Genomic DNA, 26,079 nt, shown 5'->3' with positions numbered 1-26,079 from the left:
ATGAAAGCGATTCTGTTCGATCTTGATAATACCTTGTATGGGGCAGACCGCGCGTTGTTTAACCTCATGGATGTGCGAATTAACCACTATATGCATCACGTGATTGGTATTGATAAAGATCAAGTGGACACCTTGCGCCAACGCTACTGGCAGCACTATGGTGTGACATTACAAGGCCTTATCCGTGAACACGACGCTGACCCTGAAGACTATTTAAATTACGTTCACGACATCGATGTTCCCAGTCGCTTATCTGAAAATAAACCGTTACGCGAAGTGTTAAAGAACCTTCCGCAACGTAAATTCGTTTTTACTAACGGTAGCCGTTGTCATGCTCACCGTGTCCTCAATTGTCTTAAAATAGACGACTGTTTCGAGGATATTTTTGATATTCGGGTAAGTGATTACGTCCCCAAACCCCATCGTTCACCCTATGATGCGGTGTTGACAGCAACGGGCTTAACGGGTGAAGAGTGTGTTATGGTAGAAGATTGCATTGAAAACTTATATACCGCATCAGCATTGGGGATGAAAACCATTTTAGTGAGTGACCAAGAGTCACATCATGATGTTGACGCTGTGGTTCGCTGTGCTGAAGAGGTTGGTGGCGTAATTCAAGATTGGATGGCCTAAGCGATGAGAGCTGTGATTCAGCGTGTTACCTCAGCACGTGTTGAAGTCGATCAAACCGTTACCGGTTCCATCGCCCAAGGGCTGGTGGTTTTGTTGGGTGTTGCCACAGGTGATACCGAAAAAGACCTTAATTATTTGATTGATAAAATTCTCAATTTGCGGATTTTTGAGGATGAAGAGGGTAAAATGAATCTTTCCCTCGCTCAAATTGAAGGTGAACTGCTCGCGGTGTCGCAATTTACACTGTTGGCTGATTGTCGTAAGGGGCGACGGCCCGGCTTCTCAGCGGCGGCACCACCCGAAAGCGCACGGCAACTGTATGATCTTTTTGTTGATCAGGTCCGTCAGCGCGGTATTATAGTTGGCTGTGGTGTGTTTCAAGCTGATATGCAGGTACACTTGGTTAATAATGGTCCCGTCACCATGATGCTCGATAGTAGGAAAGAATTTTAATCAAAATTGCTCATAAAAATTATGCGCAGATTGCTGTACTGTCTCTGTGATGAGTATCGACAATGTGTGCTAGCAATAAAGGATAATGCAGATGGAAGAAGCACCACAGCAACCAAGTGAAATCAGTCGTTCGTCACGTAAGCGTGACGCAAAATCTATAGAACAACTCGTACACGATTTAGTTGATATGGCTGATGCCGATTTTGCTCGCCTACCCGCTTCAGAGAAAATTTTAAGTGCGCTTGCGCAAACGCGCGTGACGAAAGGGCATGGTTCGAGAAAGCGGCAGATAAAGTTTGTCGCTGGTTTGTTACGTTCTGATCTCGATGAAGCAGACCAGCTTAAAGCATTTGTTGCGGGGGACCATCAACAGCAACGCGATGACACGCGTCTAACTCATCAACTTGAGGTCTTACGCGGGAAATTGTGTGTCACTGAAACAGCTCAGTGTGCGTTGGAAGAGGCGTGTGAACTGTTTTCAGGTTTAGATGTGATTGAGTTGAAGCGGTTGGTTAACACATACAAGGGAGCCGATGATAAGAAGAACTATCGGCAAATTTTTCGTTGCTTGCGTGATGGCAGTGATGCCACCCTTGCTGCCGATGACCAATAAAACCTAGAGAAACTAGGCGCGACGATTAATTAAATAAAAACAAAAAAGCCCAGACGGCGGAACCGGCTGAGCTTTTTATGATCGTGATGCTTAAATCTAAAGGGCTTTGTTGATCAATTCTTCTAGTTGGTTTTTAGGAATCGCACCAACCAGTTGATCGACAACTTTGCCATCTTTGAATAAAATTAAGGTTGGGATGCCACGAACACCAAATTGACCTGGGATACCGGGATTGTCATCAACATTGACTTTGCCAATTTTTACTTTGCCTTTGAAGCTGTCAGCAAGTGCGTCAATTGTTGGTGCAATGGCTTTACAGGGCGCACACCATGTTGCCCAAAAGTCAACGAGAACAGGGGTGTCTGAGTTGATGACCTCAGAGTCAAAATTGTCATCAGTAAATTCTAAAACATTGTCGCTTGCCATGAGATACGATCCTCCACGGATAGGGTTATTTATGTGTTGATTGGAATGCAATATTACATATGATTTAATAGGTGGTAATGATAGAAACACCGCTGCTAAAAAGCAAGGCTTTATTGTTGTATTCAATGTTAGAACGATTCGGATGTTTACGTTTAACCGATAAAGGGGCGATATGTCAGAGAGTCGAATATTTACCGCGTACCAACAGCATAATGAAACCCTTGAGCAATCTTTGGCGTTAAATTCAGATCTCCTAGAACAGTATGCCCAGAGCTTGTCGGAGTCTTTTGCTAATGGTAAACGCTTGATCATTGTTGGCAGTGGCCGTTTCGCGGGTGTGGCGAGCACAGTTGCCAATGCCTTTTTGTTTCAAATGGGCGAAGAGCGGCCATCTCTACCTGTTGTGGCGTTGAACCAAGATGCTGGCCTGGCGACGACCCTTGCCCAGTCTGCGGCCTTTGAACAATATTTTAGCTGCCAGTTACAGGCTCAAGCTAACGCAGATGATTGTGTGTTGTTTCTCGACTGCAATGCAAGCCCAGCAATGGTCGCTGCTTTACGGACTGCCAAAGAGGTCGGTTGTTCGACACTGGTGATGACCTGCGGCGATGATCATCCATGGAAAAAGGAAGATGCTGATCTTGTTCTCCCTATGATGGCTCCTACCCATGCGCGTGGGGTGGAAGCGGTGTTGTTTTTTTGTCAGCTCCTCTGTCAATTGGTTGAATCTGAACTGTTTGGCTTCGAATAGTACGAAATCGTGATCATTTGTGGTTCAGTACGCAAATATGCGTGCTGCGCTAAAAGAAGTTGACAGTGATTTAACGGCGCGCCTACTATGCAATGTTTGTTGGTGAATCTAGCAGGCTGTCGGACTTTACAAGAACCTACTGCGAATCAGCTGGACTTGGCCCATCTTCCCGTCCATTTTCGACAAATAGGCTCACTATTCGCTCTTAAATGGTCGAAAATCTGGTCTCAAGGAAGCTGTTTATCGCTACGGCTCGTCAAGCCCGACAGTCTGCTAGGCGGTAATCGTTATTCTTAATGCTATGAAATAGAGGGATCTCATGGATGTGAACATCCTGTTATTTAAATTAACGTTAGTCGTATATGCTGTTGCAACATTGCTTTATCTGTTTAGCGTGGTTGTTAATCGCCCCGGCAGTGACCGCTGGGGGCGCTGGTCGTTGATGGTGGCTTTTTTCATCCATACTGTGACCATTGTTACCCGCTTTATCGAAGCAGGCTATACCCCGGTCACTAATTTACACGAATCGTTTTCGTTCTTTGCGTGGACATTGGCTGGAACGTTTTTATTGGTAGACCGGCGCTTACGGATGGCTGTGCTCGCTGCAACAACATGCACCATTATTCTTGTTTTGATGTTGTTTGGTAGCTTGATGCCGATGCAGGTGCAAAATCTTAATCCTGTGCTCGATAGCTTTTGGTTGCCGGTCCATATCAGTTTTGCCTTTTTAGGCAATGCTGTTTATACCGTTGCTTTTGTCGCGGCAATTTTCTATCTGTTACAGGAACGGATGCTGAAGAGTAAAAAGTTTTCAGCTCTTTATTATCGCTTACCCTCACTTGATACCCTCGATATGATTAACTATCGCTGCCTGACCTTTGGTTTTCCGTTGATGACAATGGGGATTATTTCAGGGGCAGTATGGGCTGAAATGTCGTGGGGAACTTACTGGAGTTGGGATCCAAAAGAGACGTGGGCACTAATCACGTGGTTTATTTATGCCGCGTTATTACATGGCCGGCTAACAACAGGCTGGCGTGGACGTCGGGCTGCTGTTTTGGCTATTGTCGGATTTATCTTTGTTCTGTTCACCTTTGTCGGTGTGAACATGCTGCTGCCGGGGTTACATAGCTATAGCTCCATGGCGGGCTAAGGTTTTCACTGCGGTTATTTTGTCTTTTTGAACCAACTGTTACCGAGATTTTGCGGATTAAAATATGGATATTATTGTTGTTGGATTAAGTCATAAAACGGCACCTGTGTCAGTACGTGAGACGGTTGCGTTTCCTCCCGAGGCAATGCAAGCTCCACTTGAGCAGATGCTTGCACTGTCAGAGGTGTGTGAAGCGATCATTGTTTCGACCTGTAACAGGGTTGAGCTTTACGCTGCCAGTACCAATGGTGATTCCGCTGCCGTACAATTGAAGCAGTTTCTTGCTGATTACCATCAGATTCCACTGGACACCCTCGAGTCGCATCTGTATGCCATGCAAGGTGAAGAGGCGATTCGTCACGTCTTCAATGTGACCTCAAGTCTTGATTCAATGGTGATTGGCGAACCGCAAATTCTCGGCCAAATCAAAACCTCCTACGGTTACGCTGCCGAGCACAAGACGGCTGGCTTGATCTTAAATCGTTTTCTCCATAAAGCATTTTCCGTTGCTAAACGAGTACGTACCGAAACTAATATCGCCGGCAATGCCGTATCGGTATCGTTTGCAGCGGTTGAATTGGCGCGTAAAATTTTCGGCTCTATTGAGGGCAAAACTGTTCTCCTTATCGGTGCTGGTGAGATGTGTGAACTAGCAGCGAAACACTTTGTTAATAATGGTGTGACGCGTGTTTTGGTTACCAATCGGACCTTTGCTCGGGCCGAGAAACTGGCCGCAGAGTTCTCAGGTCAGCCCGTTTTGTTCGAAAACTTTCACGATCACCTTCATCAGGCTGATATTGTTTTATCTTCTACGGGAGCAACCAGTTTTGTTATCGAAGCGAGTCAGGTGCAGGCGGCATTAAAACAACGGAAAAATCGGCCGATGTTTTATATCGATATTGCCGTGCCGCGTGACATTGATCCCCGTGTTAACGATGTGAATAACGTTTATCTTTATGATGTCGACGACTTACAAGGGGTGGTGAATGCCAACCTTAAAGAGCGTCATAAAGAGGCGGAACAGGCTCTAGAGATTATCGAGCACGAAATTGGTCAGTTTCAAGGCTGGATGGCAGGGCTTGATGTGGTACCAACCATTGTTGCCTTGCGCCAGCAAATTGAAACCTTGCGCCAAGCTGAGCTTGAGAAAACTTTTGCCAACCTCAAGCATTTAAGTGACAGCGACCGCAAAGCGATCACCGCCATGAGTTCGGCCCTTACCAATAAATTTCTACATCCACCAACCAAGGCACTTAAGCAGGCTCAGAAAGATTCTGAAGCGCAGCAATATGTTGATGCTTTGCAAGTGTTGTTTGATTTGAAAATCGCTGTTCCTGAGGGGAAACTTAAAGCAGTTGAGAGCGATTAACTGATGGCGGGTTCACTCCCCCCAGCGACAGCCTCGCCCTTAGCTGGCAAGCGGGTATTAATTACCCGCGCGGCTCATCAAGTTGCACCGTTTGTGCACTTGCTCCACCAGCAAGGTGCGTCTGCCGAGGCGGTTCCTGTTATTGAAATTATCGCCCCAGTTAGTTGGCAGCCCCTCGATCAAGCCCTCACTCAGTTGTCGCAATACCGCTATGTGATCTTAACCTCGGTGAACGCGGTTCAGTCGGTTTATCAGCGGATGAAACATTTAGGCTTGCTCGATCAATTGAGTGGCGATGTTTCGTCACCTGTTCAGTGGGTGTGTGTCGGGCCTAAAACAGCCCAAGCCCTTCAGGAACTCGGTCGCGATACAGATCTGCAACCACAGCAATATCGTGCTGAAGCCGTCATTGAGCTCCTTTGTCAGCAAGGGGTTGAAGGGGCTAAAGTTCTTTACCCACGGGCGCAATTGGCCCGCGAACTGATTCCGACACAATTGACGAAAGCCGGAGCACTGGTCGATGATCCGATCGCCTACCAAACCGTTCCTGCTGCCAGTGGTGGCGAGCAGTTGCGAACGTTATTTAATCAGCGCCAGGTCGATGTGGTGACCTTTACTTCATCGTCCAGCGTTGAAAATTTTGTCGCCCTACTCGGCGATGATGCTGCAAGTTTAACTCAGTCCCTTGTTATGGTCTCTATCGGCCCGCTGACCACGGCTACAGCACTGCGCTTAGGGTTACATATTGATGTTGAACCGCAAGACTATACTCTTGATGGGATGGTTTCTGCGTTGCTTGATTTTTATCGTTAATCTTCCACTTTTTTTAGACCTAAATCCTCCGATCACTCGGAGCTGAGAAGGAGATTCTCCATGTATTTTCCTGAATATCGTGCTCGTCGTACGCGTTCTACCAGCAATATTCGCCGAATGGTTCGTGAAACATTTCTCCGTGTCGATGACATGATTTATCCCATGTTTAGTGCCTTTGGTGAAAACATCAAAAAAGAGATCCCCTCCATGCCGGGGATCTATCAGCATTCAATCGATAATATTGTCATCGAAGCGCGCGAAGTCTATGAATTGGGTATTCCCGCTGTCATTCTGTTTGGTATCCCCGAGTGTAAGGATGGTATGGGAACCGATGCTTATTGCGATACGGGCATCATTCAAGAGACCATCCGGGCGATTAAAAAAGAGGTTCCCGAGTTAACAGTGATTACCGACGTCTGTATGTGTGAATACACGGATCATGGCCATTGTGGAGTGATTAAAGATGGCGATGTTGATAATGATGAAACCCTCAAGTTGTTGACTGCAGAGGCACTTTCCCACGTTCAAGCTGGCGCGGATATCGTTGCTCCAAGTGATATGATGGATGGCCGTATTGCTGCCATTCGTAGGGTTCTCGATGACAATGATTTCTCCCATATCCCCATCATGAGCTACTCGGTTAAATATTGCAGCGCCTACTACGGCCCGTTCCGTGATGCCGCGGATTCAACGCCACAATTTGGTGATCGTCGTAGCTATCAAATGGATCCTGCCAATCGTCAAGAGGCATTCCGCGAGGCGGCCCTTGATGTTGATGAGTGTGCTGATTTTCTTATGGTCAAACCTGCTTTGGCTTACTTGGATATCATTCGTGATATCAAAGAGCGTTTTGACCTGCCGTTGGTGGCTTATAACGTTTCAGGCGAGTACTCTATGGTCAAGGCCGCAGCCGAAAGAGGCTGGATTGATTACGACCGCGTAATGATGGAAACCCTCATTGGTATGAAACGCGCTGGGGCTGATTTGATTATCACCTATCATGCGAAAGATGCGGCGAAGATTCTTAACGCTGAGTAGCAGTTGAATTTGAAGTGAAATGAAATGAAAAGGGCGACTCTGCTATGGCGGAGTCGCCCTTTTGTGTTTTGATGTAATAATTATGATAAGTGGTCACCGACCACTGGAGTAACCCTGCACGGCTAAAGTCTTCGCAAACAGTAACAATTCAGGTGCCACTTGGAAACTTGAGGGCCACACGGATTCAATTTCCTCTACACCATCATAACGAATTAAAACTGATTTGGAGGCCGAGAGGCCGACGAGCCGCCACGTTAACGTAAGAGGGAAACAGACTCATTGTATGTTTGGTTAGGGTCATCCCGAAGGGCAAGATTTTCAAGGCCATTTTTTGCTTACTTTTTTTTGGCCAGTCAAAAAAGTACGTCGGCTGCGGGACGAGACCCGCGAACTTGAACTTAGGTTTTAAGGGTTTGACCGTGGTACGTGATCAATTTAAATAGCACAAAACAACAATCATAGGCTGAAGTAATTCGGGGTCGCGGCCCCGACCGCCGCCATACTTTTAGTATCGATGGATTCAACCGTTCACTGCAACATAACCCGCAATTGTCTTGCCCTACGGCTTCAACGCTTGTTCTTGTTCCTCTGCAAATCTCTCCCGCAATATCTCCACCCGTTTCCGATTGACCCCTAAATCAGAGTAGCCAACTCGCGATGCCGAGCGCACATGAAACAATTTGGAGTCAGCATCAAAGCGTAGTTCCACATCATCGACAAAGCGAAATACCTTTGTCTTAAACGTCGCCCACAGATAGCGATCATCTCGCCGTTTAATCGTGCCCCCTAATCCTTCAATGGAACGCTTAAGGCACAACCACGCTTCTTCAGGTTCAACTATAACGGCCAACGGCTCAATGTACGCAGTGCTGGTGCTCATTTCACTCGATATGCAATTCGGGCTGTTGGGGCAGGGGGCAAGCTGTTCATCAATAAGACCCAAGGGGTGTTTTGTTGTCGTTGAACAGGACATGGTAGATACCGCCAAAAAAAGAATAAGGGGGAGCAGATAAACCGTTGATTTGTTCATTGCTGTTCCGATTTGCCATCGCTAAATGCACCGGCCAAGGCGGCAAAGGGTGAATGGCCTAAGGTTGGCTTCGTTGGTCCACTAGGTTTGGCTTCAGCACGTTGTTGCTCAACCTCGCGAGTATGCTCCTGATCGTGGCAATAGATACATAACAGCTCCCAGTTGCTGCCATCGGCTGGGTTGTTGTCATGGTTGTGGTCTTTATGGTGAACGGTGAGTTCTCGTACTTTTTTTGCTTCAAACTCGCGTGTGCAGCGACCACATATCCACGGGTACATTTTTAACGCTTGTTCGCGATAGCCAGCTTGATGTTGTTGGTGTTCATGGCGGATGCGATCAAGAATCTCTTCGGACGTTTCTTTACTGTTCGACATGCCGTCTCCTAAGGTGGAAATTGACTGATTACAGATGGTATTAACCTAATTATGTACTCGTAAATAAATAGCGTATCGCACTGAGATCAGTGTAGAATAAAAACTTACGATTTTTTATGACGATATCGTTTTATACACTATAACTCTAATATGGATTGCTTTTCATCATAGGTCAAAATTTTTTACAGCAATGAAAGAGATTCAGAGGGTACAACATGGCAAGAACAGTTTTAGTGACAGGTGGTAATAAGGGGATCGGCCTTGAGGTGACGCGTCGTTTTGTCGCATTAGGCGATACCGTGATTGTCGTTGCGCGCGATTTTGCTGCACGAGATGAATTGAACGCTGACCAGATTATTACAAAGAGTTTTGATCTCACTCAAGTGGATCAAATCCCCGCTTTGATCGGTTCGTTGGGTCATATTGATATTTTAGTTAATAATGCGGGGGTGATGCATGCGCTGCCGTATGATGGTTATCCTACCGATAAGCTATCTGAAATTTTAAAGCTGAATATCGAAGCGCCTGTGGCGTTGATACGCGAAGTATCGAAGAGCATGGTGGAAAACGGTGGTGGACGTATTGTTAATAACGCCTCCATTGCAGGCCAAATTGGCCATCCCGATGTGTGGTACGGCATCACCAAAGCTGGGCTGATCAATGCCACCAAGAGTTTTGCTAAAATTCTTGGCCCCAAGGGGGTGGTGATCAACGCTGTGGCTCCTGGCCCTGTTGAAACGCAGATGTTAGATGTGATCCCTGAACCACGTAAAAAAGAGATTAAAAGTGCGGTTTATTTAAATCGTTTTGCCGAAGCTGATGAGGTTGCCAATGCCATCGTATGGTTGGCGACGGACAGCCCGGAATATATGAATGGCACCTGTTTAGATGTGAATAACGGTGCTTTCCCACGTTAAATAAGGAACACGCAGTAGGTATTGATCTGCGATAAGGAATGTATGGAAGAGTATCATCGTGCCACCTACGCCAATGGGTTACGTCTGTTGGTGGCTCCCTTGCCCCATCTCCACAGTGTTGAAGTGATCTGCTATGTGGCTGTTGGGGTGCGCAATGAAACACCTGAGTTAGCGGGAGTTTCCCACTTTCTTGAGCATATGGTGTTTCGCGGTAATGAGACCAACCCCTCTGGCCCGCTCATTGAGCAAGCTTTTGAGCGCCTAGGTGGTTCAGTCAATGCGGCTACAGATGCCGAAACAACGTGCTACGATGCGACGGTTCATCCTGATTCTATCCCTGAAGCGATGAAACTTTTTGCCGATCTACTCACCGCTCCACTGTTTCTCGGTTTAGAGACTGAGCGCTCCATTGTGTTGGAGGAGGCGATGGCCGACTTCAACGAACACGGTGAAGATATCTGCCTTGATAACCGCATTGCTCAAATGATGTGGGGTGATCATCCCCTTGCGCTACCGGTGATTGGCTTTCCTGAAACCATTCGTAATCTCAGCTTAGATGACCTTAAACGCTGGCACCAGCAGTATTATGTGCCGAGCAATGTGGTGATTAGTGTCGCCGGTGCGGTAGATTTTGATGCCGTTCAACAGGCGGTTGAAAAGGCTTTTTCAGGTTGGCAAGGCGCGACACCACCACCGTTACTTCCCTATGTTGCCCCTGTCTGTGGTGATGGGCCCCGCAGTTGTTGGGTACGTGATTCAGGTTCACAGTTGGCCCTTCAGTTAGCGTGGCGAAGCGAAGGTAGCCGTTCACCCGATTCCCTCGGCACACGAGTGTTGCGGCATATTTTAGGTGATGGCGGTGCGTGTCGTTTGATGCAGCGGTTGCGCGAGCAGTCGGGACTAACCTATAGCGTTGAAGCGAGTTTAGAAGAGTATGCTGAGAGTGGCTGCTTCTCAATTGACTTAGCAACCGATCCTGAAAAATTGATTCCAGTGGTGGAGATCTTACTCGAAGAGGCTGATCGAGCGCGCGAGTTGATCACCAAAGAGGAGCTAGATCGCGTGATACAAACGGGCCTGTATCGGCTCCATTTTAGTCACGACAATGTTCAGGAACTCGCTGTGCGTTATGGTTGGGGCGAAGTGAGCGACGATATGAGAACTCTCAGTGATGATACCAACGCCTGGCAACGGGTCACACCTGAGTTGGTACAGCAAGCCGCTAAGATAACATTGTGTGATGATCGGCTGTATTTTGTCTGTGTTGGTCCGTGGCGCGAGGAAGATAAAACCACCGTCGAGGCGATGCTCAGTGAACATGCCGCGACGGTGGCTAGGGGCTAAGAGATGGATGGTAGATCACGTGATGCGGATGGTCTTATACAAAAAGTTTTTAAATTTGTAGAAGGTCTTACGCTCTTTATCGTCATCACTTTGACTGTCGCAGGCGCGTAACATGGTCGCAATTTGCGGCATGTTGTTGGCGCCCCGTTCGCGAGCAATATCAATGACCCCCGAAACCACGTCACGCGAAATGGTGTTGTTGGTGTAGGGGATGTAAATCGCCGTCCAAAAATCATTTCCCCCCGAAACAATCACATTGTAAATTTCTCGTGCAACTTGCTCGGTGAGGACGGCTGTTTGCGAAGTGCTACGTCGTATTGGGGTCGTTGGTAATGCGCGACGGATATCATCGACATTAATCACTCTGCCTTTACGGAAAAACAGCGCGCGGAGCAAAATCGAACGCAGTTCACGAATGTTGCCACTGTACTGATGCTCCTTAAGCAGCTGTTTCGCTGCGGCATTGAGGGTTGGTAATTCATTGAGTCCCTCATCGCTGCGTTTATAAACGCGAAACAATTTACCTAAAAAGTGAATGCTAAGGTCGGGAATATCCTCGCGGCGATCATTGAGAGAGGGAACCTCCATCGCTAATTCTGAAAGGCGATGATAGAGGTCTTCACGAAACTTACCCTCCTGAATCAATTGATGTAGGTCTTTATTGGTCGCGGCAACCAGCAGCACCCGAGAGTAGCGGGTGGTGTTTTCACCCAAACGAACAAAGCCACCGTTGTCGAGAAATCGGAGTAACTGCACCTGTGTTTTTGGGTCGGCATCGCCAATCTCGTCAAGGAACACTACACCGCCGTGCGCTTCCTCCAAAATCCCCTTACGGTCTGTATGTGCGCCAGTAAATGCCCCGCGTTTGTGGCCAAACAACTCTGAATACGTTAATTCACCGCTGTAAGCAGCAATATTGCTCTTTTTAACGGGTAGTTCTCGGCGTGTGCTGACCTGCTTCTGGTACATTTCGTTGAGGCGTGAATAGATATTGTTAAAGACAAACTCTTTACCGCTTCCCGTTGAACCAGTGATTAAAATCGATGGCACACCAAGAGTTGCTTCGGTACTATTCTTTTGGCTCCAAGAAGCGATGCGATTGAACATTGGCGGCGTAATTGTCTGAATGAATTCGACAGTTTCCGTTGCTTTTTCAGAGTTGCCGATAATGTTGCCGAGTTTGTATGATGAGATGTTCGGATCTTTGTAGTCAACATCAGAGCGCAGGAGGTTTACTTCACCTGTCAGCGCTTCGATCTGTTGCAGATCAGAAAGGTAACGAGCAATCATCCGCTGGATAATCTGTAAAATGCGTTTGTGTTCTTTGGTGAAATAATAGGTTTTTTCACTGTCGAGACAGATCACCGCGAGAACCTTCTCTTCGCTGATGACTGGAACCGCTAACTCACTTTTGATATTCGCCGTCAGGGTACGGTAAAAGGTATCTTTGCCCTGGATGTCGTCGGTATTGTCAATGAGTTGAGCCTCGCCTTTAAAGGCGGCATAGCCCGTTAAACTTCGATCATCGGTGGCTAGTTCGTAGCCACCAATGCGGATAGGTGGGATATTCTTTTTACGCCACTCTTTGCTTTTTGCACCAATAACTTTCCCTGTGTCATCCTCAACCTCCAGCCATTGACCATCTTCTCGATCCTGACTCAAAGCAATACTTCCAGTATCAGCACCGATCAGTTCTGTTGCTTTAGAAAGCACACGACTTAAAAAGGTTTGCGGATCGCTAAAGCGCTCTTGAAGCAAGTCGTTGATCTCTGAAAGAACTTGAATTTCCATGTGTTCGCCACCAATCTCTTGGATGACGCGCTCAGCCATTTCAGCATGATCCTCTAACAGGCCGCGCTCAAAATCAGTAAATTCATAATGCTTGTTGGTGTAGTAGTTCACGACACAGATGATGCGTCCTGTGCGCGCTTCATAGCGGGGGACAACATACAGTGATTTAAGACCGAGCTGCTCCGTTAGGTACTTCTTTTGCAGAGCTTCTTCGTGAAGGTTGGGTACATAGATCGGTTTAAAAAAAGTTTTGTCAGTGATGTAACCACTGTCAGAAATATAGCGAGAAAGCAGTGACTCGCCCTTATTGAGGCTGATGTGCTGCTCTTCCTCATAGAGGTTTCTGGCCTCTTTTTCTTCTGAATAGGAGGCCAGTATTTGCAACTTTTCTGTGTTGTCAGCGCTACTTAATGGCGAAGGAATTAGCACTGAAGCCAGCGACAGGTTGTCGATAAGGCGAACCGCTGATTTCATCATATAGAGCGCGGCAGCGTGCTTCTTTTGTTGGTCAATTCGGCGAGCGAGGATTAGTTGTTGGTGGTATTTTCGCGCTTTATTAATAGTTTGGCTAATTTGTTGTAAAAACTCATTCAGTTGATCTTGTTGCTCGAAACTGGGCGGATGGTTGGTCAGGTCGCTATCAATACACAGCACGCCAAAAGCACGGTTATTGTACAACAGTGGAATGAGGTAGGTGCTTTTGATTTGAAACTGTTCGGCGAATGAACGTGCATAGCGATTAGTAAGAGTCGCGGTGTCGGTGTGAACAACTGGGTTTTGAGTGGCGTACACTTTTGAGACTAAAAACGAATCGGTGTTGATAGGAAAGCTGCGGTTGCGTAATTTTTGCGCATGAAGCCCTGTCGCAATAGCGCAGGAAAGGCTACCGTTGGTGAAGTCTTCAAGGTAAATTCGACAGCGTTTCTGGCTGGTAATTAAATTGACCGATTCCGTCAGGACATGGAGGATCTCCTCCATGTTTTCTTTACCGTAATTGTTGATTTTATTAATGTGGGAACTGATTTGATTTGCAAGTGAGATGTTTTCGATTGCCACAGGCACTCCTGAGTATAGTGAGCAGTTAAGTTACTCAGCGAGTATATCTTGGCCTAGTGCAGATGTCAAAGTAGTGGACGACTTTCAAATAGATAGCGTTTAGGCTGCCAAGAAATAAGTTGGTCAAGATGTGTGTCGGTTGCGCCGCCACGCACGTCCTCAGCGAGGACCAACCAGATTTTACCCCGCCAGTTTGACCACTTTCCCGCCACTAATAACGTACCCTTAGCCGTGCTGGTGGCAACGGATATGATGAATCCACGTCCGCGTGGATAGCTGTCATCGCATTGAATTAAAGCGTAGTGTTGTCCCGCTTCAAGTCGTTGACCTGAACAGTTGAATGTACCCTTTTGGCGGTTAACGGTTAGTTGTGCAGTTGCTCCCGAAGTATTGATCTGCCACGTGTTCGGGTCTTTACTCACTAATAGCAGTGTCTCTTCAATCGCCATCGCGTTGCTGGGGATAAAACTGATCACGGTGAAGAACGTCGTAACGATGGCGCACAGCAACCTCATCGTTTAATCCTGCGGCTCGCGTGGCGAATCTTCCCCCTTTTTTGCAGCCCGTTTTTTCCATAAAATAGGCAACAATGACAGGGCGGTGATCAGGGCAATGCCGATAATAAACTCTTTTGAAATTTGACCTTTTAATAGCTGGCCCAGCGAACTCGACAGCGAAATAAAAGCGATGGTGGCTGGCAACATACAAATAAAAGAGGTCACCACATAATGACTAAAACGGACATTAGTCAGGCCAAAGGCGTAGTTAAGCAGATTAAAAGGAAATAGCGGGATCAAGCGAGTAAACGCCACCACTTTCCACCCTTGGCGTGCGACATCTTCATCCAACTTTTTCCAGCGTGGTGCGGTCAGTTTGCCACTAATCCAATCGCGCGCAGTGTAACGGGCGACAAGGAAGGCTATGCTGGCGCCAATAGTCGCACCAATAATCGTATAGACCACGCCCCAAATTGGTCCAAAGATGACACCCGCTAAAATTGTCAGAGGTAGACCGGGTAAAAAGAGTGCTGGGGCAATACTGTAGAGCAAGATAAAGATCACTGGAGCCCATAGCCCGTAACTACTGATCCATTGCTGTAACTGTTGCGGGTCAAGAAACTCTGCGGCACCGCTAAACTTTAGCGCAACAACGAGAGCGATCAGTGCCGTGAGCATGGCAATTTTAGGCCAGCGTTTTTTTGCTGATGCAGATGCGCTCATATTATCCTCCATGGTGGTCTGATTGAGGCCATTTCCGACCTTTTTTTTGAGCTTTAAGCGGTTGCGGTAACGTTTGATCGAACCGGCAGGGCGCGCCTTGCGGTCGAGGGCCACAAGTGGGGCGAACAACAGATCAATGAGGTGGACGGTGCGCGCCACTGGGCGTAAAAATTCAACACAGCCAGCACAGTAGGTGGTGATGAGGCGTTCTTGACTTTGTTGTGCGCGTTGATCGCGCCAACTCAAGGCAAGGTCTTTGTCGGTTGCCATAACACAACCCCCTTCGCCGCAGCACAGAGATGTTTTTCCCTTGTTGGTCATCTCTTGAATCTCAAGTCCAGATTTACTGATCAGCGAACGTACCGCTTGATGAATGTGTGGCTCAAAACGATTGACACAGGGGTCGTGAATGGTCAACATCCCCTGAGTTTTTGCACGCGGTGGCAGTGGTCCTTGATCAAGTTGCTCATACACTGTCTTAACATCGAACTGTGGTGCATAGCGTTTAAATACCTGATAGCAGTTTGGGCACGCGGTAAGAATCTGTGTCACACCTTGTTGTTGCAATGTCTGACATAGTCCACCAAATTGCGCGGCAAAATGATCTTGGTCGCCAAGGTCGTGAGACGGCTTAGTGCAGCAATCGAGAACCATGCCGAGGTGCGGAATCTGTTGTTGCAGATGACGATAAAGTTGCCATGTTTGTTGTGGTCGTGTTCCCGCTAGGGCGCAGCCGGGGAAAAAGATGCTGCTGCATTCGGCAGGCGTTTCATGGCTTCGAAATATCTTTGAGCTGCCAATCTTTTCGTAGGTGCGTAACCCTTTAAATCGTTTAAGTAGTGATGGGTCGTCAGCGACGCTAGCACGGCGCATATTGAGAAACAGCTCGACACAATCAAGTTTTTCAGGGCAAATGGCCGTGCATAAACCGCATAAACTGCACTCGAAGGCGATGCTGCTTTGGTTGTGATCATGGTTGATTTCATTGCGAGCGATGGCTCCCGGTGTGCCGTGCTTTTGTAAAAAGGCACAAGGTTTGACACAGGCACCACAGTCGGTGCAGCCGGTACTTAATTGGTCGCGGCTGTGCTGGAGATCGCTTGATGTAAAGCAGGGGATGGTCACGATATCCTCGTCTATTTGTTGGCCTGATAGTGGTCCCACTCCGCAATTCCCCCTTCAAAGTTAAACGCTGGCGGTAGATCGGTGAGGCTGTGTACCGCCCAAGTAAATCCAGAACGGATTCCACCCGTGCAATAGTACACAATCGGTTTATCGATGGGCACACCATTCTCTTGCAATAATTCTTTTAGTTGTTGGCCATCAATCAGGCGGTGCTCATCGCCATGATGAAACGACTTCCAATCGATGTGAATCGCCCCGGCAATATGACTTGGTAGCCATTCTGTCCAATAATTTCGCGTGTCGATAATGGTGTAGCAATCGGGATGGAGTGCGAGTTCACTAGCGCTGATGGTAACTGCCGCTGATTCGTGGGGTTGGTAGTCAACGCGGTCGGATTTAGCAACCAACTGTGGCGTGTGGTTGTTGACGGGCAGTCCCTCTTGTTGCCACGCTTGAATGCCGCCATCGAGGAGATAAACTGCGCCTTGATGGCCGAGCCATGCCAAGGCCCACGCTAGCCAGCCTTCACCACCCCAGCTTGAATCCGCATCGCCATAGACAAGTAATGTACTCTGTGGTGTGATCCCCATTGTCGCCAGTTTTTTGGCAAACTCGACGGCGGGTAGGGTGCGATATTTGACACCGTGTGTATCGGTTCTGGTATAGTTTTCCCAGCTCAGAGGAAATGCACCGGGAAGATGACCTAACTGCCATTGTGCTTGAGGCCTGGCATCGAGTAGAATCATATTCTCAATTTTCTCAGAGCCGCTTTGAATATCAAGACGTTGAAGTTGCAACGCCCAACTGGAGTGGTCAAACATGAGTACCATCATCAATACGAGTAAAATAAAAGATCGTGGGTTAACGCCATTGTGGCGATTTATCGCCGTATTATGTTGTGTGGTCATGGTGTGCTGTTCCTACCTATTTTTAAGTCAATGCTCTGATCTGCGCTTGTTTTTGCCTGAGTTGGTTGGTGCTAGTGCCGTAGTTATTTGTAGCGTTTCCGCGTTGTGTTGTTTGCAATGGCCAGCTTCTTCACGAGGGCTGCTGGCTGGCGTAATGCTCCTCGCGGTGGTCTTTCGATTGCTGTTGATGCAACGAGCGCCCGAATTGTCTGATGATCTGTTTCGATATCTATGGGATGGCTTGCAACTGTTGCAGGGGGCAAGCCCTTATGCTGCAGCTCCTGAAGTGATGATCCCCATCAGTGCTGCCGAACAAGCTGTCCATCCGTTTATTAATCATCCCTATTTGGTCACCATCTATCCCCCTGCTGCGCAATTATTGTTTGCTGCCAGTGGTGGGACAATCTTGGGCTTTAAGCTAGTGTGCGTCATCCTCGATACGGGGTCATGCGTTATGCTGGCGCTGTTACTTAAACGCCAGCAGCGCAGTTATTGGTGGCTCACCCTGTATGCTTGGCATCCATTGGTGCTGATTGAGGGAGCCGCGTCGGCGCATATCGATATTGCGGCACTGTTTTTTGTCTTGTTAAGCCTGTGGGCTGTCACATGGCAGGGCGCGCGCTGGCAACGCCTAGCTGGGCTTGTCAGCGGGATATGCTTAGCCACCGCAGTAATGATTAAGCTGTTTCCTATTGTGTTTGTGCCATTTTTTTATCTTTTGCTGCCTCGTAATCAAAAACGACGCTTCTTCGTGGCATTCATCGTTTGCTGTGTGGCCTACATTGTCCCTTTTTTGCCGCAGTTGAGCCATGCCCTCGTAACGCTACAGACCTACGTGAATCATTGGGAGTTTTCTAGTTTTAGTTTTCGCTTGTTACGCACGTTGTTTGGTTCAGGGCAACATGCGCGGCTGATATTGGTTACCCTGTTTGGTTGTATTGTTATCAGTCAATGGTGGAACCTGCGCCAAACCGAAGTGACATTCGATCGGTTGGTGAAAGCCTGCGGCCGCTTTTTGATGGTATTTCTGCTGTTGACGCCAACCCTGCACCCTTGGTACGCGCTCTATCTTGTTGCGTTCATCGTTCTAGCGCCATCAGCACCTGCCCTGACCTTGAGTTGGTCGGTATTGCTCAGTTATCAAGTGGTGGCCGTCGAGCATTTTAGCGGTGTATGGCAGGAAAGTTCCATCATCAGTTTTTACATCTGGTTGGCACCTGTATTCGCCCTATTGTTAACCGCAGCAGCTTTTTTGTATCGTAAAAAACGGCGGCGTTGAGTCCTTAACGACAGCACATTGTAACGATCGCGCCACGCTTCCCTTGCTACAATCCATAAAATTTTTGTTCCCGCTTGAATCACCCCAGAAAATGTTCGGCTGATTTTCGATTGCCCTGCATAGCGTGGTAGATAGGTGACTGGGATCTCTTTCCAGCGTAATCGTTGCTGTGCTGCTTTCACCTGCATCTCAACGGTCCAGCCAAAATTTGTGTCGGCCATTTTTAGGGCCATCAATGCTTGCCAACGAATCACCCGCATGGGGCCGAGGTCGCGAAAATTGTTACGCCAAATCAAACGGACTAAGCTGGTGGCCAATCGATTGCCAAAGCGTTGTTGGGGGCTGAGGGCGGCGCGAGTTTTTGGGATTCGTTGTGCCAATACCAGATCGAGATTGTCGTGTTGCAAGGTGATGATCAATTTTTCCAGCTCAGGATGGTTGTCACTGCCATCGGCATCGGCAAAAGCCACCAGATCAGGTGGGTTGTTTTGTAATTCCGCGATACCCGCCAGACACGCCTGACCATAGCCGCGTTGGGGCTCACGAACAACACGTGCTCCGAGCTTCTCTGCCAGTTTCCCTGTGCCATCAGTAGAGCCATTATCGACAACAATAACCGAAGTGATACAGTCTGGAATTGTTGCTAACACTGTTGGTAGAGATTCCGCCTCGTTATACGCAGGAATTATGAGGCAAATATTGAGTGTTTCGTTGTTCATGGTGATCCTAACGCTTGATGGCGCAACTCAACTATTATGAGATGCGCCATCCAACATGATGTGGTGCTGAGGTGGAACAGTTAAGCGCAACGCTGTCACGCCACGACGTTTAAAATAGGGTCGTAGCTATAGCAAGAGACCATGTTTCGCCTTGAGTGGTGCTGGCACCGTATAGCTCCTTAAAGTAGCTGGCTTCGAGGCAAAAGGTTGAGGTGATTTTGTAACCGCAGGTGATCTCTAGTTTACCTAAATCAATTTCGTAAGGGTTTGAATCGATCTCTGTTAGTTTACCGTCTGGACCGCTGTCGCCATTGCCAAGGTTAGCTGTGCCATCAAGTTTGCTGCGCAGGTAGAGGGCTTTGGTGATATCAATGCCCGCTTCGACAAGATAGCGAAACTCGTCAGAATACCCTTGTGAACGCCAGCGGTAACCTGCTTCTACATTCATGTAGCCGGGGACCAATGGATAGAGAGATTGACCATATTGTAATTTTAGTTCGAAATCTTCCTGACCATCGCCACGTTGAATATCGGTGGTAAAATCTTGGTCTTCCTCATCATAGGCTTCCCCTGTTTTATATAGACCTTGCAGAGATAGTGCGCCTGAATCGGTTTTGAGTAAGCGGTAACGTAGGCCAATATTGATGTCAGCCAACCCTGATGATTTCGCGGTTCTGTCAATGCCTGAATCAAATGTTGTCATGACCCCATCGACCAATTTTCTGCCATTACTCTGATAGGTCCACTCGGTCTCTTTGTAGTCAACACTGCCGATGAGGGTGAGAGCGTCAAGGATGCCGTATTCTGCATAAAATGACCATGTTTGCTCATCGTAATCGAAATCACGACGTTTGTTTTTAAATTCATCGTTGGGTGCGTAAGCGTGGGTGGTGCCGTTCTCATTGAAAAAGCGTTGTGAATCATATTCACTATACGCTAAACGGGTGTAGAGTTTTCCTTGAGGCATGGTCCATGCCCCCGCCCAAACCGAGGTACTCATAAGAATCAGTAGTAAGCTGGTACATAACACCAAGTGTGATGTGCGGTAGATCATGGCAGGTCTCCCCTAGAATAAAATTAATGATAGATAAAATAGAATGATTTCGTTGTGCGGCGAGAATGTAGCATGAGCCAATTTGCGAATACCAATAGATAAAATTGATCTTTAAGGTGGTCAGTATAGAAAATTACGATACGAGAGGGTCAGCGTAGAGTTCGCAGGATTTACATGGTATAAGCTCGCCATGATGACAACCATAATAACTATTTTATTGATTAGTGGCACGGTGATACATTTTATAAGTTTGCTAGGATTAGCGTGCTACGGCGTGCATCGTCTGTGGATGCTTTTTTGCTGGCGCAATGTGTTGTTGGCTAAAAAGGGTGCTGATAGCGCACCGTTGCCGCTTGATCATTGTCCTTACGTAACCGTTCAGTTGCCGCTATACAATGAGCGATTTGTTGCTGCGCGACTACTTGATGCTGTGGCTGCGCTTGATTGGCCTGCAGACCGATTACAGATTCAAGTCCTCGATGATTCCACTGATGATACCTTCGCTATTGTTGAACAACGTGCGGCATTTTGGCGTCAACAGGGAACCGCTATGGAGGTGGTTCACCGTCAGGATCGTCAGGGTTATAAAGCAGGAGCTATGGCGGAGGGGATGGCGAGTTGTCGCGGCGAGTTTATTGCCGTATTTGATGCCGACTTTATCCCGCAAGCTAACTTCCTACAGCGGATGATTCCGCACTTTTCGACAGAAAAGATTGCTGTTGTTCAGGCTCGGTGGGGATTCCTGAATAGCGGCAACTCGTGGTTAACCCGTATTCAGGCGCTACTTCTTGGGCCGCACTTTGGTATTGAACATCAGGTTCGTTGCCACCGTGGCATGTTTTTTAACTTTAACGGCACCGCAGGGGTGTGGCGGAGCAGTGCCATTATTGATGCGGGTGGTTGGCAAGCGGATACCGTGACTGAAGATCTCGATTTGAGTTATCGAGCGCAATTAAAAGGCTGGCAATTTGTTTATGTCGATGACATTGAAGTGCCATCAGAGTTGCCAGAATCATTGGCCGCCTTTCGTACCCAACAGCAACGCTGGTCAAAAGGTTCAATTCAAACGGCACGTAAGATCATCCCCAAGGTGCTTAAATCATCGTTGCCAGTTGCGGTGAAGTTCGAAGCTCTCGCTCATCTTTTAGCGAATCTGGGGTGGATTTTTGGCGCATTGGCTGCACTGACTGTGTTGCCATCGGTGCTGTGGCGGTTGCAACAGGGTTACACGTTGTGGATGGTGGATATTGTCCTATTCTTCTTTGCCAGCGGTGCGATCTTGTTCTACTTCTTCAGCTATGCATGGCAGCGTAATACGCGTGAGCTGTTGCCGTGGTTACCATTGTTGCCGTTGTTGACGTTGGGCCTTGCTCCAACCTTAGCTAGGGCGGCTATTCAAGGCATGTATCAACGTGGCGGTGAGTTTGTTCGTACGCCCAAACTGGGTGACCAAGTTGCCACTGCATTCAAGCAGCGTTTCAGCAGTTATCGCTATCAATGTCCACCACTGACGAATGGCCTACTCGGGCTGTATAGTCTGTGTCCGTTGTGGGTAGCGTGGGATGTCTATCACGGACTTGGGTTGGTGTTTTTGCTCTTTTTCCCCGTTGGGTTTTTTCTCGTTTTTTCTCAACAGATGATTGAAGCTAACGGTCAGTGATCGCCAACTTGATAGCCAGAGCCAAGAATACCCCCGCAGCCATGTGGTTCATTGTCCGTTGAACCCGTTGCGAACGGTTAAGCCAGCCACCAAGTTTACTGGCTAAGACAGCGATGATAAAAAAAACGATCAGAGCAATTACCATAAAGATTGCGCCGAGTGCCACCATTTGCCCAGCAACTGCGCCGTGTTTGGGGTTGGTAAATTGGGGCAAAAAAGCTAAGAAAAAAATCGACACCTTGGGATTGGTGATGTTCATGATGATCCCACGGCGATAAAGCTTTGCCAGCGAGATCGCTTGCTGTTTTCCATTCGACTTACTGGCGATGGTCAGTGACCCAGCGCGAAAGGCCTGCCACGCTAAAAAGATGAGGTAGGCTGCCCCCACCAATTTTAATATTACGAATGCCAGAGCCGATGTTTGAAACAGTATCGCGACTCCGAGTGCCACCGCAAGGGTATGAGCAATCAATCCAGTACATAAGCCAAGGGTGACCATCATCCCTGCACATTTACCATGCAGGGCCGACTGGGTGAGGACAAAGATGTTGTCAGGTCCGGGAGCGAGTGCTAGTAAAAGCGATGCTGTGGCAAAGGCCAAGAGGGTATCTAAAGGTAGCATGTCCACCGTCTCTCTGTTAGTATGCTGGATTAATTTTATTACGCTTTATTTTCCGATTTCTTTAAATTTATAGCAGGAAATTGGTATCAATATCCAGTTTAGCTTTTCTGGGAGAATAGAATATGTCGAGTTCGTTTGGTAGATTGTTTAAAGTCTCAACATTTGGGGAGTCACATTGTTCTGGCGTCGGCGCGATTGTTGATGGTGTTCCACCACGCATGTCACTCACCGCTAAAGATATTCAAGTTCAGCTCGACCGTCGTCGCCCTGGCCAAAATAAGTTGGGTACCGACCGTAATGAAGCCGATCAGGTTGAGATTCTGTCGGGGGTCGAGTTTGATAAAACCCTCGGTTCTCCCATTGGTCTGCTGGTTAAAAATAAAGATCAACGACCTGGTGATTACGGTGCGATGAGTACCATTCCACGCCCCTCCCATGCTGATTATACCTATCGGGCGAAATACGGCACCCACGCTTCGAGTGGTGGTGGTCGCTCCAGTGCGCGTGAAACCATTGGCCGAGTTGCAGCAGGAGCCATCGCCGAAAAGTTTTTGCTCGAAGAGTATGGCATTGAGATTGTTTCGTGGGTGAGTTCCGTTGGTGCGGTTGATGCCGCTCCCATTGACATGGAAACCATCAGTCGTGCTTTGGTCGATGGCAATGATGTTCGTTGCCCTGATGCTGCCGCAGCGGAATTGATGACTGCCGAGATTATGTCGGCGCGTAAAGCCAAGGATTCTGTTGGTGGGGTGTTAAGTTGTGTCTGTCGTAACGTCCCTGCTGGGTGGGGCGAACCTGCTTTTGATCGTCTTGAAGCGTTGATGGCTCACGCCATGTTATCGCTGCCGGCATCGAAAGGGTTTGAGATCGGTTCGGGTTTTGCTGGTTCACGTCAACGAGGGTCACAGCACAACGATCCCTATGTGATGAAGCCGGGAGGCCTCGGAACCGTCACCAATCTTAGTGGTGGTGTCCAAGGGGGGATCTCCAACGGTGAACCTGTTTATTTCCGTGTTGCCTTTAAGCCGCCGGCAACGATTGGTCAAGAACAGCAAACTGTTGATTACGATGGCAGCGATGTGACGTTAGCCGCTAAAGGTCGTCATGATCCTTGTGTGGTGGCGCGTGCGGTGCCCATTGTTGAGACGATGGCGGCATTAGTGTTGGCCGACTTAGCACTCATTCAACGGATGCGTCGTTAATCAATCAATATGATCACTGAATAACAAAAACGGCCCTACTCTCTAAGAGAATAGGGCCGTTTTTTATTGGTTGAAATTTTGTTGCTGGCGGCCAGTCTCCATTGCCCTTGACTGATTCAGGTGTGAATCAAGCAGTTTAAAGCGAAGACTGTGGAACACCTTTGAGGGCTTTACCAACGCCAAACTCAGCAAGTTCCTCGGCGGTCAGCCATTTAATCCCAGTCTTAAAAAACAGGCTAGCGTTGAAGAGGTTATCGCTCAAGGCCTGTTGCGTCTTGTCAAAATGACCCGCCCAAACCAGTTCTTTACTGGCGACATTGACCAAAAATACACTGAACGCTACCGATGCGGGACTATCTGCGGTCAGCGCACCACCTTCACGTTGTTTAAAGCGCCAGTTGAGGCCCACCATCACATGATCCGCATCAAGTTCATGGCCTAAGCGCACGGCAATATCACGCGGTGTCTCGTCATTACCCTTGATCATGGACAAGTAGTGCGTTGTCACGGGCGGTTGCGGCAGAACTTTGTCCTCGTAGTGCTCTACTAGCCCTTGCATCAACTGTTGCGTCAGTACCTCTTCAGCGTGAGTAAGACGGTCTTGATTCAGCAAGCACAGACCTCTCAATTCGCAGTCGAGGGTTTCGTTCAACTCTTTTATTTGGCGAGCCCCACCTTCAGCAGTGATCACGGGCATCATGAGAATCTGCTTGATCTCGCTGGCCTCTGCGGTGACGCGCTCAATTTTGGCGAACGAATTATGGGCGAATATCAGTAAAACCATCAGAGTTAGCAGTGCGACAATTGTTCTGCTCGTTAACGTAATATGGCTGTTAATCCATTTCATAAAAGGTTTCTCCTTGGCTGTCATTCAGTAACGGATACCGTTACTCATCAACCTGAGCAATACACGATACAGGGCATACCTCAGCGCAGGCTCCACAGTCGATACACACATCCTCGTCGATTAAGCGTTTGTCGTCCTCTTCGACCGAAATACAGTCAACAGGGCATACTGGCTCACATGCACCACAACTAATGCAATCCTCTTTATCAATTCGATGGGCCATGATATTTCTCCTTTACGTAACAAAAAATCGTTAGCAACTCACTATATTATGCTCTGAATTCAGCATGATGCAAGTTCCTTAATAACAACGGTTGTTTTTAACGATTTTCTCTTTGTCAATTACGGGCAACAAAGGTATCTTCAGCTCGGCCTATTTTGGTCAGCAAACCATTCAATTATTCGTAACGATTTAGGAGATTATAGATGGGATTATTATCCAATACCGTAAGTATTAGTCAGTTTGATGTTGTTGGCGATTTCCCTCAAGGCGACCTCACAACATGGGTGGGAGAAAATCTACCGAAATTTGCCTTTCAATCGATTGACAACTCAGCCGAAGAGCTAGCCCTTGGTTGGGTGGAGTTGGATGACTTTCAAAACAGTGAATTTATCGACCCCACCAGTTGGTTGCGTGATGACTATGTAACCTTCACCTTACGTCGTGATCAACGTCGCCTCCCTGCGGCACTAGTTAAAGGGGAGCTTCAGCGTGAACAGCGCCGTTTTCTCGAAGAGAACCCTACGTATAATCGGGTACCGAAAGATAAAAATGAGGAGCTAAAAGAGTTGGTGCGTAGCCGTCTGTTGGTGCGCGTATTGCCCAGCCCCACCTTGTATGATGTGTTGTGGAATATTCGCACACATCGGCTCACTTTTGCCAACCTAAGCACTCGAACTATCGATGACTTAACTGATCTATTTCAAAAGACTTTCCCCGGTCTTCGACTTGTCAGTGTGTATCCTCTCGCGCGCGCGCGTAAAGTGGTTCCTGAATCGTTACGCGAAGTACTCAACGAGGAGGCCCATTCGACCGAAGCTACCGTGATGGAGCAAATTCAGGATAATCAGTGGCTCGGTAGTGAGTTAATGATGTGGCTGATGTATCGCACCACTAACGGTGGTTGTGATTATGGTGTGCGTTGCGATGGCCCTGCTAGCCAAAGTGAAGGGTTTACAGCCTTTCTCGATGATCGCTTGCTGTTAGCAGGTAACGGCAACGAGGGCGCGCAAAAAGTAACCGTTGTTGGCCCGCAAGATAACTTTATTGAAGTGTGTGCGGCATTGCGTCAGGGTAAAGAGATCTGTGAAGCCACCATCCATTTTGAAAAATTAGAGCACCAATGGCGCTTAACCCTCAAAGGGGAGATGTTCCAATTCGGTTCATTTAAATGTCCAACGGTACGCATTGAAAAAGGCGCTGAAGTGGAAGATGAGCAACAGTCGATCTTTTACGAGCGGATGCATGTAATGGACGAAGGACTGCAATTGTTCGATAGTCTTCTTGTCGCCTTCCTCACTGTGCGCCTCGGTGGTAACTGGTCGGCAGAGTGTCAGAAGATGACACAGTGGCTAGAAGGTTAGCACTCTTGACAAGTTGGAATCAGATGTTATTATCTAGGTAAGCCAACGGGTGATCTAGATTGGGTGGATTTATCACGTTGCCCCAATAGTTCCAAGAA

26 protein-coding genes are annotated in these 26,079 nt (G+C 47.9%); 14 read left to right on the top strand and 12 right to left on the bottom strand.

What is annotated here, in order from left to right; all coding sequences use genetic code 11:
- The 3 genes from ACZ5KY_RS01305 to yjgA all read left to right on the top strand — a co-directional run bounded on the left by ACZ5KY_RS01305 (window position 1) and on the right by yjgA (window position 1,699).
- Window positions 1-633, top strand: coding sequence for a pyrimidine 5'-nucleotidase (locus ACZ5KY_RS01305; protein WP_464242108.1), 633 nt, complete (start codon window positions 1-3; stop codon window positions 631-633).
- A 3-nt stretch (window positions 634-636) separates the two neighbouring features.
- On the top strand, window positions 637-1,086 hold the full coding sequence (gene dtd, locus ACZ5KY_RS01300; RefSeq protein ID WP_464242107.1) for a D-aminoacyl-tRNA deacylase: 450 nt from the start codon (window positions 637-639) through the stop codon (window positions 1,084-1,086).
- A 91-nt stretch (window positions 1,087-1,177) separates the two neighbouring features.
- On the top strand, window positions 1,178-1,699 hold the full coding sequence (gene yjgA, locus ACZ5KY_RS01295; protein ID WP_464242106.1) for a ribosome biogenesis factor YjgA: 522 nt from the start codon (window positions 1,178-1,180) through the stop codon (window positions 1,697-1,699).
- Window positions 1,700-1,795: 96 nt separating this feature from the next.
- Here the strand turns inward: yjgA and trxA are convergent, their stop codons facing one another.
- Window positions 1,796-2,125 carry a thioredoxin gene (gene trxA / locus ACZ5KY_RS01290; protein ID WP_464242105.1) on the bottom strand — a complete coding sequence of 110 codons (330 nt, stop codon included), beginning with the start codon at window positions 2,123-2,125 and terminating at the stop codon, window positions 1,796-1,798.
- Window positions 2,126-2,297: 172 nt separating this feature from the next.
- Here trxA and ACZ5KY_RS01285 point away from each other — a divergent pair, with 172 nt between their 5' ends.
- The 5 genes from ACZ5KY_RS01285 (at window position 2,298) to hemB (ending at window position 7,249) form a co-directional block, all read left to right on the top strand.
- Window positions 2,298-2,876, top strand: coding sequence for an SIS domain-containing protein (locus ACZ5KY_RS01285; RefSeq protein WP_464242104.1), 579 nt, complete (start codon window positions 2,298-2,300; stop codon window positions 2,874-2,876).
- A gap of 319 nt (window positions 2,877-3,195) precedes the next feature.
- Window positions 3,196-4,029 (top strand): c-type cytochrome biogenesis protein CcsB, encoded by an 834-nt coding sequence (ccsB, locus tag ACZ5KY_RS01280; RefSeq protein ID WP_464242103.1) that lies wholly within the window; start codon window positions 3,196-3,198, stop codon window positions 4,027-4,029.
- 64 nt (window positions 4,030-4,093) lie between these two features.
- Window positions 4,094-5,398, top strand: a complete 1,305-nt coding sequence (hemA, locus tag ACZ5KY_RS01275; RefSeq protein ID WP_464242102.1) for a glutamyl-tRNA reductase — start codon at window positions 4,094-4,096, stop codon at window positions 5,396-5,398.
- Between the two features lie 3 nt (window positions 5,399-5,401).
- Window positions 5,402-6,211 carry a uroporphyrinogen-III synthase gene (locus ACZ5KY_RS01270; protein WP_464242101.1) on the top strand — a complete coding sequence of 270 codons (810 nt, stop codon included), beginning with the start codon at window positions 5,402-5,404 and terminating at the stop codon, window positions 6,209-6,211.
- Between the two features lie 60 nt (window positions 6,212-6,271).
- Window positions 6,272-7,249, top strand: coding sequence for a porphobilinogen synthase (gene hemB / locus ACZ5KY_RS01265; protein ID WP_464242100.1), 978 nt, complete (start codon window positions 6,272-6,274; stop codon window positions 7,247-7,249).
- A 559-nt stretch (window positions 7,250-7,808) separates the two neighbouring features.
- Here the strand turns inward: hemB and ACZ5KY_RS01260 are convergent.
- Window positions 7,809-8,279, bottom strand: a complete 471-nt coding sequence (locus ACZ5KY_RS01260; protein ID WP_464242099.1) for a DUF1499 domain-containing protein — start codon at window positions 8,277-8,279, stop codon at window positions 7,809-7,811.
- Window positions 8,276-8,653 carry a YajD family HNH nuclease gene (locus ACZ5KY_RS01255; RefSeq protein WP_464242098.1) on the bottom strand — a complete coding sequence of 126 codons (378 nt, stop codon included), beginning with the start codon at window positions 8,651-8,653 and terminating at the stop codon, window positions 8,276-8,278. Before ACZ5KY_RS01255 ends, ACZ5KY_RS01260 begins: the two co-directional genes overlap by 4 nt.
- Window positions 8,654-8,868: 215 nt before the next feature.
- On the opposite strand from ACZ5KY_RS01255, the gene ACZ5KY_RS01250 reads away from it, so the two are divergent.
- Window positions 8,869-9,570 (top strand): SDR family NAD(P)-dependent oxidoreductase, encoded by a 702-nt coding sequence (locus ACZ5KY_RS01250; protein ID WP_464242097.1) that lies wholly within the window; start codon window positions 8,869-8,871, stop codon window positions 9,568-9,570.
- A 42-nt stretch (window positions 9,571-9,612) separates the two neighbouring features.
- A complete protein-coding gene (locus tag ACZ5KY_RS01245) occupies window positions 9,613-10,914 on the top strand; it encodes a M16 family metallopeptidase (protein ID WP_464242096.1) in 1,302 nt (433 codons plus the stop codon).
- A gap of 15 nt (window positions 10,915-10,929) precedes the next feature.
- Here the strand turns inward: ACZ5KY_RS01245 and ACZ5KY_RS01240 are convergent, their stop codons facing one another.
- From ACZ5KY_RS01240 to ACZ5KY_RS01225, 4 genes are all read right to left on the bottom strand, one after another.
- The gene (locus ACZ5KY_RS01240; protein WP_464244605.1) at window positions 10,930-13,683 is read right to left on the bottom strand and encodes a GPMC system transcriptional regulator; all 2,754 of its coding nucleotides are present in this window, start codon (window positions 13,681-13,683) and stop codon (window positions 10,930-10,932) included.
- Window positions 13,684-13,826: 143 nt separating this feature from the next.
- Window positions 13,827-14,276: a hypothetical protein gene (locus tag ACZ5KY_RS01235; RefSeq protein WP_464242095.1), complete on the bottom strand. Its 450-nt coding sequence runs from the start codon at window positions 14,274-14,276 to the stop codon at window positions 13,827-13,829.
- A gap of 3 nt (window positions 14,277-14,279) precedes the next feature.
- A complete protein-coding gene (locus ACZ5KY_RS01230) occupies window positions 14,280-16,145 on the bottom strand; it encodes a VTT domain-containing protein (protein ID WP_464242094.1) in 1,866 nt (621 codons plus the stop codon).
- Window positions 16,118-16,927 carry a sulfurtransferase gene (locus ACZ5KY_RS01225; protein ID WP_464242093.1) on the bottom strand — a complete coding sequence of 270 codons (810 nt, stop codon included), beginning with the start codon at window positions 16,925-16,927 and terminating at the stop codon, window positions 16,118-16,120. Before ACZ5KY_RS01225 ends, ACZ5KY_RS01230 begins: the two co-directional genes overlap by 28 nt.
- Between ACZ5KY_RS01225 and ACZ5KY_RS01220 the strand changes: the two genes are divergently transcribed.
- The gene (locus ACZ5KY_RS01220; protein WP_464242092.1) at window positions 16,926-18,293 is read left to right on the top strand and encodes a glycosyltransferase 87 family protein; all 1,368 of its coding nucleotides are present in this window, start codon (window positions 16,926-16,928) and stop codon (window positions 18,291-18,293) included. The two genes, ACZ5KY_RS01225 and ACZ5KY_RS01220, sit on opposite strands and share 2 nt — an antisense overlap.
- Here the strand turns inward: ACZ5KY_RS01220 and ACZ5KY_RS01215 are convergent.
- Together ACZ5KY_RS01215 and ACZ5KY_RS01210 are read right to left on the bottom strand one after the other, a co-directional pair.
- Window positions 18,215-19,012 (bottom strand): glycosyltransferase family 2 protein, encoded by a 798-nt coding sequence (locus tag ACZ5KY_RS01215; RefSeq protein ID WP_464242091.1) that lies wholly within the window; start codon window positions 19,010-19,012, stop codon window positions 18,215-18,217. The two genes, ACZ5KY_RS01220 and ACZ5KY_RS01215, sit on opposite strands and share 79 nt — an antisense overlap.
- Window positions 19,013-19,121: 109 nt before the next feature.
- Window positions 19,122-20,066, bottom strand: a complete 945-nt coding sequence (locus tag ACZ5KY_RS01210; RefSeq protein ID WP_464242090.1) for a hypothetical protein — start codon at window positions 20,064-20,066, stop codon at window positions 19,122-19,124.
- 190 nt (window positions 20,067-20,256) lie between these two features.
- Between ACZ5KY_RS01210 and ACZ5KY_RS01205 the strand changes: the two genes are divergently transcribed.
- A complete protein-coding gene (locus tag ACZ5KY_RS01205; RefSeq protein ID WP_464242089.1) occupies window positions 20,257-21,726 on the top strand; it encodes a glycosyltransferase in 1,470 nt (489 codons plus the stop codon).
- On the opposite strand, the gene ACZ5KY_RS01200 is transcribed toward ACZ5KY_RS01205, so the two are convergent.
- Window positions 21,713-22,348 (bottom strand): LysE family translocator, encoded by a 636-nt coding sequence (locus tag ACZ5KY_RS01200; RefSeq protein ID WP_464242088.1) that lies wholly within the window; start codon window positions 22,346-22,348, stop codon window positions 21,713-21,715. The two genes, ACZ5KY_RS01205 and ACZ5KY_RS01200, sit on opposite strands and share 14 nt — an antisense overlap.
- Before the next feature lie 122 nt (window positions 22,349-22,470).
- Between ACZ5KY_RS01200 and aroC the strand changes: the two genes are divergently transcribed.
- Window positions 22,471-23,550 carry a chorismate synthase gene (gene aroC / locus ACZ5KY_RS01195; protein WP_464242087.1) on the top strand — a complete coding sequence of 360 codons (1,080 nt, stop codon included), beginning with the start codon at window positions 22,471-22,473 and terminating at the stop codon, window positions 23,548-23,550.
- Window positions 23,551-23,686: 136 nt separating this feature from the next.
- On the opposite strand, the gene ACZ5KY_RS01190 is transcribed toward aroC, so the two are convergent.
- The gene (locus ACZ5KY_RS01190) at window positions 23,687-24,397 is read right to left on the bottom strand and encodes a hypothetical protein (RefSeq protein ID WP_464242086.1); all 711 of its coding nucleotides are present in this window, start codon (window positions 24,395-24,397) and stop codon (window positions 23,687-23,689) included.
- A 40-nt stretch (window positions 24,398-24,437) separates the two neighbouring features.
- Window positions 24,438-24,620, bottom strand: a complete 183-nt coding sequence (locus ACZ5KY_RS01185; protein WP_464242085.1) for an indolepyruvate ferredoxin oxidoreductase subunit alpha — start codon at window positions 24,618-24,620, stop codon at window positions 24,438-24,440.
- A 203-nt stretch (window positions 24,621-24,823) separates the two neighbouring features.
- Here ACZ5KY_RS01185 and rdgC point away from each other — a divergent pair, with 203 nt between their 5' ends.
- Window positions 24,824-25,981, top strand: coding sequence for a recombination-associated protein RdgC (gene rdgC, locus ACZ5KY_RS01180; RefSeq protein WP_464242084.1), 1,158 nt, complete (start codon window positions 24,824-24,826; stop codon window positions 25,979-25,981).
- Window positions 25,982-26,079 lie beyond the last annotated feature (98 nt).

Source organism: Desulfuromonas svalbardensis, from assembly GCF_055389415.1.
Note: the sequence above shows the minus strand (reverse complement) of the source record. Positions and strands in the feature narration are given on the sequence as shown.

Bases quoted from the DNA above. Each gene is read 5' to 3' on its own strand.
- rdgC (WP_464242084.1), top strand. From the start codon at position 24,824: ATGGGATTATTATCCAATACCGTAAGTATTAGTCAGTTTGATGTTGTT.
- aroC (WP_464242087.1), top strand. From the start codon at position 22,471: ATGTCGAGTTCGTTTGGTAGATTGTTTAAAGTCTCAACATTTGGGGAG.
- ACZ5KY_RS01190 (WP_464242086.1), bottom strand. From the start codon at position 24,397: ATGAAATGGATTAACAGCCATATTACGTTAACGAGCAGAACAATTGTC.
- dtd (WP_464242107.1), top strand. From the start codon at position 637: ATGAGAGCTGTGATTCAGCGTGTTACCTCAGCACGTGTTGAAGTCGAT.
- ACZ5KY_RS01235 (WP_464242095.1), bottom strand. From the start codon at position 14,276: ATGAGGTTGCTGTGCGCCATCGTTACGACGTTCTTCACCGTGATCAGT.
- ACZ5KY_RS01240 (WP_464244605.1), bottom strand. From the start codon at position 13,683: ATGGAGGAGATCCTCCATGTCCTGACGGAATCGGTCAATTTAATTACC.
- ACZ5KY_RS01255 (WP_464242098.1), bottom strand. From the start codon at position 8,653: ATGTCGAACAGTAAAGAAACGTCCGAAGAGATTCTTGATCGCATCCGC.
- ACZ5KY_RS01285 (WP_464242104.1), top strand. From the start codon at position 2,298: ATGTCAGAGAGTCGAATATTTACCGCGTACCAACAGCATAATGAAACC.
- ACZ5KY_RS01215 (WP_464242091.1), bottom strand. From the start codon at position 19,012: ATGAACAACGAAACACTCAATATTTGCCTCATAATTCCTGCGTATAAC.
- ACZ5KY_RS01245 (WP_464242096.1), top strand. From the start codon at position 9,613: ATGGAAGAGTATCATCGTGCCACCTACGCCAATGGGTTACGTCTGTTG.
- trxA (WP_464242105.1), bottom strand. From the start codon at position 2,125: ATGGCAAGCGACAATGTTTTAGAATTTACTGATGACAATTTTGACTCT.
- ACZ5KY_RS01305 (WP_464242108.1), top strand. From the start codon at position 1: ATGAAAGCGATTCTGTTCGATCTTGATAATACCTTGTATGGGGCAGAC.
- yjgA (WP_464242106.1), top strand. From the start codon at position 1,178: ATGGAAGAAGCACCACAGCAACCAAGTGAAATCAGTCGTTCGTCACGT.
- ACZ5KY_RS01185 (WP_464242085.1), bottom strand. From the start codon at position 24,620: ATGGCCCATCGAATTGATAAAGAGGATTGCATTAGTTGTGGTGCATGT.
- ACZ5KY_RS01205 (WP_464242089.1), top strand. From the start codon at position 20,257: ATGATGACAACCATAATAACTATTTTATTGATTAGTGGCACGGTGATA.
- ACZ5KY_RS01270 (WP_464242101.1), top strand. From the start codon at position 5,402: ATGGCGGGTTCACTCCCCCCAGCGACAGCCTCGCCCTTAGCTGGCAAG.
- ACZ5KY_RS01225 (WP_464242093.1), bottom strand. From the start codon at position 16,927: ATGTTTGACCACTCCAGTTGGGCGTTGCAACTTCAACGTCTTGATATT.
- ACZ5KY_RS01210 (WP_464242090.1), bottom strand. From the start codon at position 20,066: ATGATCTACCGCACATCACACTTGGTGTTATGTACCAGCTTACTACTG.
- ACZ5KY_RS01250 (WP_464242097.1), top strand. From the start codon at position 8,869: ATGGCAAGAACAGTTTTAGTGACAGGTGGTAATAAGGGGATCGGCCTT.
- hemA (WP_464242102.1), top strand. From the start codon at position 4,094: ATGGATATTATTGTTGTTGGATTAAGTCATAAAACGGCACCTGTGTCA.
- ACZ5KY_RS01220 (WP_464242092.1), top strand. From the start codon at position 16,926: ATGAGTACCATCATCAATACGAGTAAAATAAAAGATCGTGGGTTAACG.
- hemB (WP_464242100.1), top strand. From the start codon at position 6,272: ATGTATTTTCCTGAATATCGTGCTCGTCGTACGCGTTCTACCAGCAAT.
- ccsB (WP_464242103.1), top strand. From the start codon at position 3,196: ATGGATGTGAACATCCTGTTATTTAAATTAACGTTAGTCGTATATGCT.
- ACZ5KY_RS01200 (WP_464242088.1), bottom strand. From the start codon at position 22,348: ATGCTACCTTTAGATACCCTCTTGGCCTTTGCCACAGCATCGCTTTTA.
- ACZ5KY_RS01260 (WP_464242099.1), bottom strand. From the start codon at position 8,279: ATGAACAAATCAACGGTTTATCTGCTCCCCCTTATTCTTTTTTTGGCG.